Here is a 12,325-nt window from a genome sequence, read left to right on the forward strand (position 1 = left end):
GTGGATCTATTTTTCGAAGCGCTTCATCGCTTCGCTGATCAGCGTCCGCGCCTCGGCAGCGTTGCCCCAACCGTTGAGCTGCACCGGGTTGCGCCCGGCCGGCAGGTCCTTGTAGACCCGGAAGAACGCTTCGATGCGCTGTCGTTCGATCTCCGGCAGATCGGCCAGGTCGCGGATGTTGGCGTAGGTCGGGTCAACCTTGTCGGTCGGCACGCCGATGATCTTCTCGTCGTGCTCGCCGCCGTCGACCATCTTCAGGTAGCCGATCGGCCGGAAGCGCACGATCACGCCCGGATGCAGGGGTTCACGGGTCAGCACCAGCGCGTCCAGCGGATCGTTGTCGCCAGCCAACGTGCGCGGCATCGAACCGTAGTTGGCCGGATAGGCGACCGGCATCGACTGGAAGCGATCCACATGCACCAGGCCGTCCTCCTTGATCTCGTACTTGGTGAAGCTGCCGGCCGGAATCTCCACCGCCAGGTTCACTTCCTGCGGCGCCTGCTTCGGCTGCGCCACCAGGAACGGGTGCAGCACGCCATCGGCGGCGGCCACCGCGGTCGCGAGTAGGAGCAGGGCCCCGCCGATGGCAGCCATGGGGACAAGACGGTGTACGGTTTTCATCTGGATCTCCTCCTCATTCCCAGCAGCGATCGGCGCGGCCCTTGGCAGTCTGCGCGCGCGGGCAGTCACGCGGCGTGATGCGGCCTTCGGTCAGCTCCGTGCGCTGCTTGCCGCCCTTGGCGTCGCGACGCAGCTCGAAGGCATCGTAGAGTCGCCCGGTCACCGTGCGGGCTTCATAGCGCAGGTGCTGCGGATCGATGTGCAACACCTGGAACAGCTGGGTGTCCTCGGCCACCGGATCCATCGTCCTACGTGCCTCGTCGGAGAGACGGTACTGCTTCGGCCCCGCCACGGTCACCACATACTGCGGCGTCGCGGCCTGTCCTTCACCACGGCGGCCATAGGTGTGATCGTGGCCCTGCAGCACCAGATCGACGTTGTGGCGACGAACCACCGGCAGCAGCACGTCACGCAATGCGCCGTTCTCGCGCCCTTCGCGCGGCGAATAGAACGGCTGGTGCAGCAGCACGAGCGTCCACGGCTGCGGATTGCCGGTCAGTACCTTGTCCAGCCACTGGGCCTGCGCCTTGGCCGTGCCAAGGTCGAGTGCCGACGTGCCATCGACCACGGCGACGCGCACGCCCTGCGCATCGAACCAGTAGCTGGTCTGCTGTGCGGCGGATGCCCCATTGCCCGGCAGCGCGAACGTCACCGGCCAGTGCCTGCCCAGCACGCGGCGTTCCTGCGGAGTGTCCTCGAACTCCTCGACATACTCGTGGTTGCCGATCGCCGGCGCGACCAGGGTTTCCTGCGCCAGCCAACCGGCGGCGGCAAACCATTCGCCCCACTCGCTGTCATCGGCACCATCGCCCCCACTGACCAGATCGCCAGCGAACAGGCTCAGGCGCGCCTCGGGTGCGGCCTTCTGCGCGGCGCGCACCACGCGGCTGACATGGCTCACGTTCTTGTTCTGGGTATCTCCAAAGTACAGCAGGGTCAGCGGCTGGTCGGGCGCAGCCAGCGTGCGCAGCTGGTTCCAGGCGCTCCAGCTGCCGTTGCCCTGCACGCGGTAGACGTACAGGGTATCGGGCCGCAGGCCGCTGACATCAGCGCGGTGGTGGTGCGACAGCCCGTTCTCGGTCTGCAGCGCGCGGGTCGTGGCGCGCACCTGGCGGATGCCCTCGATGGCCGGTGAATCACCGGCAAGGGCAATCTCCAGCAGCGGCGCCTGCACGCTGCCGTCGGTGCGCCAGGCCACGGCGAACCCATGGCCGGGATCGACTGCCGGCGAAGCGACAATGCGGTCCGGCACCGTCGTCGCTGCGTAGTGGCGGCTGCCCGGCGGCACCTGGGTGTTCGCTTCAGCCGCCGCGAAGCACAACGACGGCACCGCCAGCAGCAGGCCCAGCGCCAACGTACGCATCAGGCAACGACCGCTCACGAACCACACTCCAGCGGCAATGCCAACTGCTTGGCGATGCTCTCCCAGTCGAACGCCACCACGCCCTGGTCGTCATGCACCGCATACAACGCGCCGTGCGGGAAGCGCGCGCTGGGCTGCTGCATCATCCAGATGCCATCGGTGTTGGCCACGGTATTGCCCTGGAACGCGCCGACCGGCTTCAGGGTGTGGCGGTCGAACAGGTGGAACACGCTGCGCTGCTTGCCCTGTTCGGTGGTGATCCACCAACCATCCTTGCCGCAGGTGCGCAGGGTTACGCCTTCGGCCTGCGCCTTGAACACGTCGCGGCCGAAGGTGGTGCCGGTGAAGCGTCCGGCCAGCGTGTAGACCTTGAACTCGCTGGCGTAGCCCTCGTCCTCTTCGGCGATCAGCAGGCGATCGTTCTCGGGGTCGCCCCAGATCGACTCGACCACGCGCAGGGCACCCGCCTCAGTGGTATCACCGATGCTGGCCACAAGCTTCGCTTCGACCTTCGCGCCATCGCGGGTCACCTGGTACTGGCGCACGCGCTTGTCCAGCTCGGTCAGCGGCGGCAGGATGTCACGGCCCTGTGCATCCTCGCCGTTGTCCCAGGAGTCGGTCACGTAGACGCTGTAGCCATCGGCACGGCGGTCGACCCACAGCCCGTACGGCTTGCGCAGATCGTCCGCAGCGAAGGTCGCCAGTGGAGTGAAGTCCGGCAGGCTCAGCACCTGCACGCGGTGATTGTCGCGCTCCACGATCCACAGCAGATCGTCGGTCACCGCGATGCCGTTTGGGCGATCGAACTGCCCTGGCGCGGTGCCGCTGCTGCCTACGTCGCGCAGGTGCTGGCCGCTGCTGCCGTCGTAGACCACCAGCTTGTCGGTGGCCTTGGCAGTGGCGATCAGCCAGAGCTTTCCGTCAGGTGCACGCCAGGCGGCAGGCGAATCGATGTTGTCAGCCGGCGTCATCGGTGAAAGGAATGCCTCGGCGATGGTGGTCACCGCACGCTCGTTCGTGGCCTTCGCCCCGGGCTTGGCCACGGCCGGATCATTGCCGTTGGCCGGCGTGCAGCCGGCCACCAACGTCACGGCCAGCATGGTGGCCAGCAGGGTGATGCGAGGCCCGCTCACAGTGCCACCTTCAGGCCCAGTGCGTAGGTGCGGCCATATTCTTCCATCTGCAGGGTGCGCGAGCGCGTGCCCTGGTACAGTTCCAGCGGCTTGTCCAGCAGGTTCTGTGCCTCGAAATACATGCTCACGCGCGGAGTGAACCTGTAGTCAAGCGAGAAGTCGAGCTGGGTGTTCGGCGCTACGTAGATGTCGAAGGCACGGCCGGCACCAAGGGTATCCAGGTACTCGCTGCGGTGTACGGCTGCCACGCGGGTGCTCAGGCCGTACTTCTCGTAACCGATGTGCGCGCTGTACACGTTCTTCGAGGCGCGCGGCAGGGTGAAGTCCTCACCGGCGCGCTTGGCCAGGCCCGGGTCGAAATCAGTGTCCAGCCAGGTGCCGCTGGCACCCACCAGCAGGCCATCCCAGCCAGCCGGGAGGAACGACAGCTGCTGCTGCCAGTTGAACTCGGCGCCACGCACCTTGGCCTTGTCGCCATTGACCGAGGTCACCACCGGCAGGCCGTCGTAGATGCCGTCGGCGCCGGCCTGGCGGACCTGCACGATGTAGCCGTCGATCGACTTGTGGAACACGCCCAGCGAGAGGATGCCGCTTTCGCCGATGTACTTCTCCACCGACAGGTCGATGTTGGTCGACTCGTACGGATCCAGCTCCGGGTTGCCCAGGCGCACTTCATTGTCGTTGCGGGCCAGGCCGATGCGCGGCGAGGCATCGCCGAAGCCCGGGCGCGCCACCGTCTTGTTGGCGGCGAAGCGGAACACCCAGTCGTCGCTGGCGTCGTAACGCAGGTGCAGGCCCGGCAGTACGTTGTTGTAGCTCTTGCTGGCGGTGACCCGGGTCGCGGTGTAGGAGCGCCCGTCCTTGGCCACGTCCACGCGATTGCCTGTGGCGCTGAAGCGGGTGTTCTCCACACGCACGCCGCCGATCACGCGCAGCGCACCGATGTCCCAGGTGCCCATCGCATAGCTGGCGAACACGTCTTCGCGCGCGGTGTAGTCGCCTTCCAGAGACGTCGCGGCGTTGCCACCGACATCCTGCGGACGCGCGCTGTATTCGCCACCGTGCTGCGACCAGTAGCTGCGCATCGCCGATGAGTCCATGCCCTGCCCCATCGGGCCGTGGCGATGTTCCGGCGAGCCGGTCGTCCAGTCACTGAGCTTGATCGCCGGACCCACGCGCAGCGACGCCTCATCGACATTCACGTCACGGTCGCGCCAGCGCCCGAGCAGGCCGAACTTGTAGCTGCTGTTGTCGCCGTCGAAGCGGATATTGACCTGCGCGCTGCGCTCCTCGTCGTCCACCTTCTTCGGCTTGGCCACCACACGGTCGAACTTGTAGTTGGCGTTGTCCAGCCACTGGTCGTTGTCGAAGGTGTAGGTGGGCAGGCGACTGCGCTGGTCCAGCGTGCCATTGAAGGCCTTGCCGTTGAGCTTGAAGCGCGATTCGATCTCGTCGTCCACGCGTTCTTCGGTGCGGGTATAGCCGATCTTGTAGTCCAGTACTGCGTCGGTCAGCTTGTTCTCGCCACCCAGGCTGGCGGCGAAGGTGTTCTCTTCCTTGGTCCGGTAGCGCATGCGCTTGTCGATCGAATCCTTCGGCATGCCGGCAAGTCGATACTGGTCGGTGCCGGTGGCGATCATGTCGGCGCTGTTGAAGTTGAAGATCACGCGCTGGCGGGTTTCGGCATCGTCGAACTGGCTGTACAGCGTGCGCAGGTAGTAACGGCTGTCCTCGTTCGGGCGCCAGTCGAAATTGAGGTTGGCGCCGATGCGCTTGCGCTCGATCTCGTACTTGCGGTTCTGCAGGTTCAGCGCGGTGATTTCGCCCGGGCGGGTGGTGGTCGGATCCTTGTTCCCGCTGACATCACCGTACTCCACTTCGCTGTTGTCCGATTCGAACGTCCGCTTCTGGTAGTTCACGCCGGCGGCGATGCCGAAGGTGTCGTTGAACACTTCGCTGTAGTTGAAAGCGGCCTTCGGGCTGGTCTCGCCCGAAAGCTGCTGGTGGCTGCCTTCGATCTTGCCACGCAGGCTGCGGCCCTCGCGGTCGAACGCCGAGGCGGTCTCGACCAGGATCGCGCCGCCAATGGCGTCGCCCGGCATGTCCGGGGTCGGTGATTTGACCACGCGCAGGCGCTCGGTCGAATCGGACGGGATCACGTCCATCGGTGCGGCGCGGCTGGAGTTGTCCGGTGTGCCGATGGCGATGCCGTCGACGCTGACGCTGTTGAGGTTGGCATCCAGTCCGCGCACGACCACGTAGCGGCCCTCGCCCTGGTCGCGCGTCACGCTGATGCCCGGCAGGCGTTGCAGCGACTCGGCCACGTTCTTGTCCGGGTACTGGCCCAGCGCGTCGGACGACACCGCATCCTCGATGGCGTTGCTGCTGCGCTTGAGGTCCACCGCGCGGATCTGCGATTCAAGCTGGGCGCGCACTTCAATGCGGTCCAGGTCGACCGCATCGGCGGCCACTGCACCGGTGGCGGCGACCGCCTGCTGCCCGGCGGCCTGCAGTGGTGCAGCAGCCCCCATCGCCAGGGTCAGGGTGATGGCAACGGCCAACGGAGTCTTGATATGCACTGGGAATCCCCATTCCTGTTAAGAATGGGTCTGCACGGTATGTCCGCAAGGTTGCATGGCAATGACATGCATCTGCACATTTCATGCAGGCCGTCTCCGGCCCCGGTTTGGGGTTGGGCGCCCAATCCGGCAAAATGGCGTCCTCTCTCCTTATCCCCCTTCCCGACCATGAAGATCGTCGAAGTGCGCCACCCGCTGGTGCAGCACAAGATCGGCCTGATGCGCAACGCTGCGCTCAGCACCAAGGATTTCCGCGAACTGGCCAACGAGCTCGGCACGCTGCTGGCCTACGAGGCCACCGCCGACCTGGACACCGAGCCTCACACCCTGCCCGGCTGGGCCGGTCCGGTCACCGTGCAGCGCATCGCCGGCGCCAAGATCACCGTGGTGCCGATCCTGCGCGCCGGCCTGGGCATGCTCAGCGGCGTGCTGTCGCTGATCCCGGCGGCACGCGTCAGCGTGGTCGGCCTGCAGCGCGATGAGGAAACCCTGCAGCCGGTGCCCTACTTCGAGCGCCTGACCGGCCGCCTGGAAGAGCGCGACGCGCTGATCCTGGACCCGATGCTGGCCACCGGCGGCACCCTGATCGCCACCATCGACATGCTCAAGCGTGCCGGCGCCCGCCGCATCAAGGGCATCTTCCTGGTGGCCGCGCCGGAAGGCATCGAAGCAGTCAAGGCCGTGCATCCGGACGTGGAAATCTACACCGCGGCCATCGATGCCCAGCTCAACGACAAGGGCTACATCCTGCCCGGCCTGGGCGATGCCGGTGACCGCATCTTCGGTACCCGCGTCGGTTGATCCGGTGAACCGGGGTCAGATCCCTTTCGCAGAATGGGCTCTGACCCCACCCCGGATGCCGGCCTACAGGCCGGCCGCGAACGCTTCCAGCTGGCCGATGACGGTGTTCCAGCCGTCGAAGAAGCCCATCTGCTCATGCTGGTCGCGCAGGGCCTTGTTCGGGTGCATCACCTGCGCGGTGTAACGACAGCCCTGGCCCTCATCCTCCATCGAGATGATGGCGGTGAAGCCCAGCCACGGTGACTGCGGCCGCCAGCCCGGGCCCAGCATCGAGGTGAACACCAGACGCTGCTGCGGCACGATCTCCAGAAAGCTGCCCGGGTTGTCACTGCTGCCGCCGTCGGGGCCCTGCATGAAGGTGTGGAAGGCGCCGCCCGGGCGCAGGTCGAAGGCACGCACTTCGGTGGACCACGGCTTCGGGCACCACCACTGGCGCAGCAGCTCCGGGTCGGTCCACGCCCGCCACAGGGCGGCGCGCGGTGCGTTCAGTACGCGACTGATGACCAGATCGTTCTCGGGGTTGCTACCTGCGTCTACGGCCATGGGCCTGCTCCTGTCGGTGAAGGGTTTCGACAAACTCGACCATGCGGTCGGCGCGCGCTGCCCACACGACGCGCTGCGCGGCCAGCCATTGCTCGGCCTGGCCCAACCGTTCCGGCACCAGTTCGCAGGTGCGTACACGCCCCTGCTTGCGGCTGCGCACCACGCCACTGCGCTCCAGCACGGCCAGATGCTTCATCAGCGAGGGCAAGGCCATCTCAAAAGGCTCGGCCAAGGTCGACACCGTGCGCGGCCCCTGCCCCAGCGCCGCCACGATCGCGCATCGGGTGGGGTCGGCCAGTGCCTGGAACACGTCTTGAATGGCGGGATCATACTTACCCATCTGGCTAAGTAATACGCCGATCTGAATGCCCCTGCAAGCGGTCGCTGCCGAGGCACGATTCTTCACGTGGCCTTGCTGCCTGCAGGCCAATGCTCCGCGCACCCGCCACCGCCTGGAGTGCTCTCGATGAAAGCTTCTTTCCTGCTGGCCGCTGTCCTGCTGGTCGGCCTGCCCCTGGCTGCCAATGCCACCACGCCGCAGCAGCAGCGCATGGCCGACTGCTCGGCCAAGAACAAGGGCTTGAAGGGTGACGCCTACAAGACCGCGCAGAGTTCCTGCCTCAGTGGCCACGCTGCCGAAGCCAAGCCGGCCAACGCGCAACAGGAACGCATGCGCAAGTGCAATGCTGACGCGGGTGCCAAGAAGCTGGCCGGTGACGCGCGCAAGACCTTCATGAGCAGCTGCCTGAAGGCGTCGTAGCATCGCTCGTCCAGTTCAATCGAATGGGGGCAGAGCCCGTTGCACAGCAATGGCATTCGACCCCATTTGAATATCGATATCTGACAGATGTGCCGACCAACGGTCGGCACCCACCAATAGCCACCGGCCACCTGTCAGAGGTGGGGGCGGTGTGGGTGGGCAGGCGCCGTGGATGGCGCCATCGAGCCCCATGGATGGGTTTACGGCGTGTCCTGACCACCCACACCGCCCCGCCATCCCACGGAATGCCGTTCTTGATCTTGCTTCGGCTTCTGCAGGTGCAGGGAGCAGCCCTGCCGAACACCCGTCACCCCAGCGCGCGCGCCTTCAGTTCACCCTGCTCGTGCAGGGTCACGAAACGCCCCTTGTCATCGCGACCCAGCTGCGCCAGCGCCACCTGCGGGTCGTGGGTGAAAAACAGATGCACGTTGCGCGCCAGCTTGTCCTCAAGGAACTGCCGCTTCTCGTCGATCAGGAGCTCGGCATTGCGGTCGTAGCCCATGGTGATCGGCACGTGTACCCATGAGCGCCCCGGGATCAGGTCGGCACAGAACACCACCCCGCCGTGCGCATCTTCGCCGGCGTGCGCGTGGCCGACGATCTCGGCCAGCATCAACCCCGGCGTGTGGCCATCGCTGTAGCTGAAGCGAACGCTGCGACCCAGAACCTTCGAATACTCGCCGTCCACCACTTCCAGGCGACCGCTGGCCTGCAGCAGGCCAGGCAGCTCCGGAATGAAGCTGGCACGGTCGCGCGGATGCGGCTGCATGGCGCGCTGCCAATGCTGCGCACCGACCACATAGGTCGCATTGGGGAACAGCAGTTCCGGCTCACGCCCTTCGCTCCATGCCGCCAGCAGGCCACCGGCATGATCGAAATGCAGGTGGCTGAGCACGACGACATCAATGTCCTCGTGCTCGAAACCTGCTTCGCGCAACGAATCGATCAGTACGTGCTGGCTTTCCTGCACGCCATAGCGCTCACGCATGCGCGGATCGAAGAACGCCCCGATACCGGTTTCAAACAGCACGGTCTTGCCTTCCAGCGGGCTGGCAAGCAGCGCACGGCAGGCCAGCTCGATGCGATTGAGCTCGTCCGGTGCCGCCCATTTTTCCCACAACGCGCGCGGCGCGTTGCCGAACATCGCGCCGCCGTCGAGGCGCTGCGAGTTTCCACGAATAGACCAGAGTTTCATGTGTCGATTATCGGCGCCGGCTCGTTAAATAATCGCTAGAAAGGAAACAGAAAACCCCGCCGTCGAGGGCGGGGTTTCGGTAAACAGCCAGATTGGCGGCCAGCGGCCGGCACGACCGGATCAGCGTGCCGGCACGACCAGGGCGCTGCCCACCGGGTTGCGCGGGTCGCTGCCGCCAAACAGCTTGTTGGCCTTCCGGTCCCATTCCACGGTCTGCAGGTTGCCCCACACGTGGCTGGACCCGCGGCCCCCGGCGGCCACATTGCCCGGCAGGTCGATCTTGTGACCCATCGCCTGCAGCTGCTTCACCGTGGCCGCGTCGAATGCATCGTCCTCGGCTTCGATCAGGTCCGGCAACCACTGGTGGTGGTAGCGCGGCAGCGCGGCAACCTGCTGCGCGTCCAGGCCGGCGTCGTAGCCGAGGATGCCCAGCAGCACCATGGTGATGATGCGGCTGCCACCCGGGGTGCCCAGCACCACCACCTTGTCGGCGTTCTCCATGAAGGTCGGGGTCATCGAGCTGAGCATGCGCTTGCCCGCCTTCGGCGCATTGGCCTCGTAGCCCATCACGCCGAACGCGTTGGGCGTGCCCGGCTTCAGCGCGAAGTCGTCCATCTCGTTGTTCAGCAGCACGCCGGTGCCCTTCGGAATCAGCCCCGAGCCGTACAGCAGGTTGACGGTCTGGGTCGCGCCGACCCGGTTGCCGTCACGGTCGATGATCGAGAAGTGCGTGGTCTCGTCGTCTTCCAGCGGCGTCGGGTTGCCCGACAGCAGGTCGCTGGGCGTGGCCTTCTCCGGATGGATGGTCGCCCGCAGGCCCTGTGCGTAGTCCTTGCTGGTCAGCACTTTCTGCGGGATCTGCACGAAGTCCGGATCGCCGAGGAAGAAGGTGCGGTCGCGGTAGGCACGGCGCATCGACTCCACCACCAGGTGGGTGCGGTGCGCCGGGTCCATCTTGTTGATGTCCCAGCCTTCCAGGATCTGCAGCATGCTGGCCAGCGCGATGCCACCGGACGACGGCGGCGGAGCGGTGGTGATCTTCCAGCCGTTGTAGTTGAACACGATCGGTTCGCGCTGCTTCACGCGATAGCCGGCCAGCTCTTCAGCGGTCCACTGGCCGCCGGCCTGCTTCACGCCGGCCAGCAACAGCTTTCCGGTCTGGCCCTTGTAGAAGCCATCGAAGCCACCTGCGGCCAAGCGCTCCAGCGTCTGTGCCAGCTCCGGCTGCTTGAACAGGTCACCGCTGGTGATCGGCTTGCCGTTGCGCAGGTAGACCTCACGGGTGCCGGGATAGCGCTCCATCACCTCACGGCGAGAGGCATAGCCCTTGGCCATGCGGTCGTAGACCGGGAAGCCTTCGCGCGCGATGCGGATCGCCGGCTGCAGCGATGCAGACAGCGGCAGCTTGCCGTGCTTGGCCGACAGCTCGACCAGCGCCGCAGGCAGGCCCGGAATACCGGCCGACCACGCACCGTTGACCGAGCGGTCACGGTCGAGGTTGCCCTGCTTGTCGAGGAAGGCCTGCGGCGTTGCCGCGGCCGGCGCGGTCTCGCGCGCGTCCAGCATCACGTCCTTGCCGGTGGCCGCGTCGTGCAGCAGGAAGAAGCCACCGCCACCCAGCCCGGAACTGATCGGCTCGACCACCGCCAGCGTGGACGATACCGCCACCGCGGCGTCGAAGGCGTTGCCGCCCTGCGCCAGGATGTCGATGCCGGCCTGGGTGGCCAGCGCGTGGCCGCTGGCAATGGCCGCGCCGTCGGGGCGCTCGGCACGGGCCGGGCTGTCGGCCCAGGCAATCGGGCTCAGCAGCAGGCCGAGCAGCAACAGGCGGCGGACGATCAGCGTCTTCATTCGGATGGGGGCTCCGCATAGAGTTCGGGGTGATCGTGCTGCAGCTGGTGCAGCTTGGCCAGCAGCTGGTCTTCCGTTTCCACGATCTCCGGGTCCGGATCGATGCACTCGACCGGGCAGACGACCACGCACTGTGGCTCGTCGAAATGACCCACGCATTCGGTGCAGCGCGCAGGGTCGATCACGTAGATGGTTTCACCCATCGCAATGGCCTGGTTCGGGCAGGCCGGCTCGCATACGTCGCAGTTGACGCAGAGCTCGTTGATTTTCAGCGACACGGCGATACTCCTCGCCCGCGCCCTGGGACAAAGGACCGGCCAGCGCGGGCGCGCGGGCCGGTCAGGTCATCAGCGGCGCCCTTGCAGGACGCCGCCCGGGCCATGCCGGAGCATGGCCGCCATGGCTCGGTCTTACTTGGCTTCGACGAAAATGTACTCGGCACCGGTCGGCTGGATGGCAGCCTGCACGCGGGCGTTGTCGGCCGACTGGCCGATGAAGACGACGCGCACGCCCTTCATCGAATCCGGCGACACGTCCTTGAACACGGCCTGGATCATGTCAGCCATCTTGCCCGAGGCCGACGAACCGAAGGCCAGCATGTTGCCCGGCTGCACGCCACGGGCCACGGCCTGGGTCGCGCTCTCGGTCTGGCGCTCGTACTTGGCCTGGAAGTCCGGGTCCGATTCCGGCGAGAGGTAGTACAGGAACGGGCTGTTGGTGATATTGCCCATGTTCTGGATGGCCACTTCCTGCAGGTACTTCTTCCAGCCTGCATCATCATCCTTGGCCGGGGCGACCAGAGCCTGCTTGGCCTCGTCGACCGGAGCGGCCTCTTCCTTCTTGCAGGCGGTGAAGGCCAGGGCCAACGAAGCGATCAGCATCGCGCGCATGGTGGTGTTCATGGGTTTCCTCCCGGAATGGTGCGTGGTGTTGTACGTAATGGGGTGCGGGTACAGCGGGGCTTACGACTGTGCCGCCTTCGCTTCGCGGACCTTGCGCAGGGCTTCGAGCACCGCGGCCGGCACGAAGCCGGACACGTCGCCGCCCAGGCGCGCGATCTCGCGGACCAGCGAGGACGAAATGAAGCTGTGCTGCTCGGCCGGGGTCAGGAACAGGGTCTCGACCTCGGGGATCAGGTGGCGGTTCATGCTGGCCATCTGGAACTCGTACTCGAAGTCGGACACCGCGCGCAGGCCGCGCAGCAGCACCCCACCCTGGACCGAACGGACGAAATGGGCCAGCAGGGTGTCGAAGCCGATGACCTCGACGTTGCCATGGTGGCCGAGTGCGCCACGCGCCAGCTGCACGCGCTGCTCCAGCGGTAGCGCCGGGCCCTTGGACGGGCTCTGCGCCACGCCCACCACGACCTTTTCAAACAGCGGCGCGGCCCGGCTGACCAGGTCGATATGACCGTTGGTGATCGGGTCGAACGTGCCGGGATAGACGGCAATGCGGCGGTTGGCCACGGTCATGGGCGGA

The 12,325-nt window shown here is 66.3% G+C and carries 13 protein-coding genes; 2 read left to right on the forward strand and 11 right to left on the reverse strand.

The window, feature by feature from the left end:
- Window positions 1-6: 6 nt before the first annotated feature.
- From AC5P9L_RS13410 to AC5P9L_RS13425, 4 genes are read right to left on the reverse strand one after another with little or no spacing between them, the layout of a single operon-like run.
- On the reverse strand, window positions 7-621 hold the full coding sequence (locus AC5P9L_RS13410; protein WP_012479786.1) for an inorganic diphosphatase: 615 nt from the start codon (window positions 619-621) through the stop codon (window positions 7-9).
- A gap of 13 nt (window positions 622-634) precedes the next feature.
- Window positions 635-1,984 (reverse strand): purple acid phosphatase family protein, encoded by a 1,350-nt coding sequence (locus AC5P9L_RS13415; RefSeq protein ID WP_194434588.1) that lies wholly within the window; start codon window positions 1,982-1,984, stop codon window positions 635-637.
- A 14-nt stretch (window positions 1,985-1,998) separates the two neighbouring features.
- Window positions 1,999-3,084: a phytase gene (locus AC5P9L_RS13420; protein WP_032966030.1), complete on the reverse strand. Its 1,086-nt coding sequence runs from the start codon at window positions 3,082-3,084 to the stop codon at window positions 1,999-2,001.
- A 29-nt stretch (window positions 3,085-3,113) separates the two neighbouring features.
- Window positions 3,114-5,648: a TonB-dependent receptor gene (locus AC5P9L_RS13425; RefSeq protein WP_219625174.1), complete on the reverse strand. Its 2,535-nt coding sequence runs from the start codon at window positions 5,646-5,648 to the stop codon at window positions 3,114-3,116.
- A gap of 216 nt (window positions 5,649-5,864) precedes the next feature.
- Between AC5P9L_RS13425 and upp the strand changes: the two genes are divergently transcribed.
- A complete protein-coding gene (gene upp, locus AC5P9L_RS13430) occupies window positions 5,865-6,497 on the forward strand; it encodes a uracil phosphoribosyltransferase (RefSeq protein WP_005409099.1) in 633 nt (210 codons plus the stop codon).
- Between the two features lie 63 nt (window positions 6,498-6,560).
- On the opposite strand, the gene AC5P9L_RS13435 is transcribed toward upp, so the two are convergent.
- A complete protein-coding gene (locus AC5P9L_RS13435; RefSeq protein WP_099484008.1) occupies window positions 6,561-7,040 on the reverse strand; it encodes an SRPBCC family protein in 480 nt (159 codons plus the stop codon).
- A complete protein-coding gene (locus AC5P9L_RS13440) occupies window positions 7,021-7,446 on the reverse strand; it encodes an ArsR/SmtB family transcription factor (RefSeq protein ID WP_227415832.1) in 426 nt (141 codons plus the stop codon). The genes AC5P9L_RS13435 and AC5P9L_RS13440 overlap by 20 nt, the downstream gene beginning before the upstream one ends.
- Before the next feature lie 60 nt (window positions 7,447-7,506).
- Here AC5P9L_RS13440 and AC5P9L_RS13445 point away from each other — a divergent pair, with 60 nt between their 5' ends.
- Window positions 7,507-7,800 carry a PsiF family protein gene (locus AC5P9L_RS13445; RefSeq protein ID WP_005412985.1) on the forward strand — a complete coding sequence of 98 codons (294 nt, stop codon included), beginning with the start codon at window positions 7,507-7,509 and terminating at the stop codon, window positions 7,798-7,800.
- A gap of 307 nt (window positions 7,801-8,107) precedes the next feature.
- Here the strand turns inward: AC5P9L_RS13445 and AC5P9L_RS13450 are convergent, their stop codons facing one another.
- The 5 genes from AC5P9L_RS13450 to coaD form a co-directional block, all read right to left on the reverse strand.
- Window positions 8,108-8,995, reverse strand: a complete 888-nt coding sequence (locus AC5P9L_RS13450; RefSeq protein ID WP_005412984.1) for an MBL fold metallo-hydrolase — start codon at window positions 8,993-8,995, stop codon at window positions 8,108-8,110.
- Between the two features lie 120 nt (window positions 8,996-9,115).
- Window positions 9,116-10,846 carry a gamma-glutamyltransferase gene (gene ggt / locus AC5P9L_RS13455; protein WP_227415833.1) on the reverse strand — a complete coding sequence of 577 codons (1,731 nt, stop codon included), beginning with the start codon at window positions 10,844-10,846 and terminating at the stop codon, window positions 9,116-9,118.
- Complete coding sequence (locus AC5P9L_RS13460; protein ID WP_495230638.1) at window positions 10,843-11,124, reverse strand: YfhL family 4Fe-4S dicluster ferredoxin; 282 nt, start codon at window positions 11,122-11,124, stop codon at window positions 10,843-10,845. Before AC5P9L_RS13460 ends, ggt begins: the two co-directional genes overlap by 4 nt.
- A gap of 132 nt (window positions 11,125-11,256) precedes the next feature.
- Window positions 11,257-11,748, reverse strand: coding sequence for a hypothetical protein (locus AC5P9L_RS13465; RefSeq protein WP_005409092.1), 492 nt, complete (start codon window positions 11,746-11,748; stop codon window positions 11,257-11,259).
- A 60-nt stretch (window positions 11,749-11,808) separates the two neighbouring features.
- Window positions 11,809-12,318, reverse strand: coding sequence for a pantetheine-phosphate adenylyltransferase (gene coaD, locus AC5P9L_RS13470; protein ID WP_005409091.1), 510 nt, complete (start codon window positions 12,316-12,318; stop codon window positions 11,809-11,811).
- Between the last annotated feature and the right edge of the window lie 7 nt (window positions 12,319-12,325).

Source organism: Stenotrophomonas sp. YJH_SMC_64, from assembly GCF_059371375.1.

Bases quoted from the DNA above. Each gene is read 5' to 3' on its own strand.
- AC5P9L_RS13445 (WP_005412985.1), top strand. From the start codon at position 7,507: ATGAAAGCTTCTTTCCTGCTGGCCGCTGTCCTGCTGGTCGGCCTGCCC.
- ggt (WP_227415833.1), bottom strand. From the start codon at position 10,846: ATGAAGACGCTGATCGTCCGCCGCCTGTTGCTGCTCGGCCTGCTGCTG.
- coaD (WP_005409091.1), bottom strand. From the start codon at position 12,318: ATGACCGTGGCCAACCGCCGCATTGCCGTCTATCCCGGCACGTTCGAC.
- AC5P9L_RS13410 (WP_012479786.1), bottom strand. From the start codon at position 621: ATGAAAACCGTACACCGTCTTGTCCCCATGGCTGCCATCGGCGGGGCC.
- AC5P9L_RS13450 (WP_005412984.1), bottom strand. From the start codon at position 8,995: ATGAAACTCTGGTCTATTCGTGGAAACTCGCAGCGCCTCGACGGCGGC.
- AC5P9L_RS13465 (WP_005409092.1), bottom strand. From the start codon at position 11,748: ATGAACACCACCATGCGCGCGATGCTGATCGCTTCGTTGGCCCTGGCC.
- AC5P9L_RS13415 (WP_194434588.1), bottom strand. From the start codon at position 1,984: ATGCGTACGTTGGCGCTGGGCCTGCTGCTGGCGGTGCCGTCGTTGTGC.
- AC5P9L_RS13425 (WP_219625174.1), bottom strand. From the start codon at position 5,648: ATGGGGGCTGCTGCACCACTGCAGGCCGCCGGGCAGCAGGCGGTCGCC.
- AC5P9L_RS13435 (WP_099484008.1), bottom strand. From the start codon at position 7,040: ATGGCCGTAGACGCAGGTAGCAACCCCGAGAACGATCTGGTCATCAGT.
- upp (WP_005409099.1), top strand. From the start codon at position 5,865: ATGAAGATCGTCGAAGTGCGCCACCCGCTGGTGCAGCACAAGATCGGC.
- AC5P9L_RS13420 (WP_032966030.1), bottom strand. From the start codon at position 3,084: ATGCTGGCCGTGACGTTGGTGGCCGGCTGCACGCCGGCCAACGGCAAT.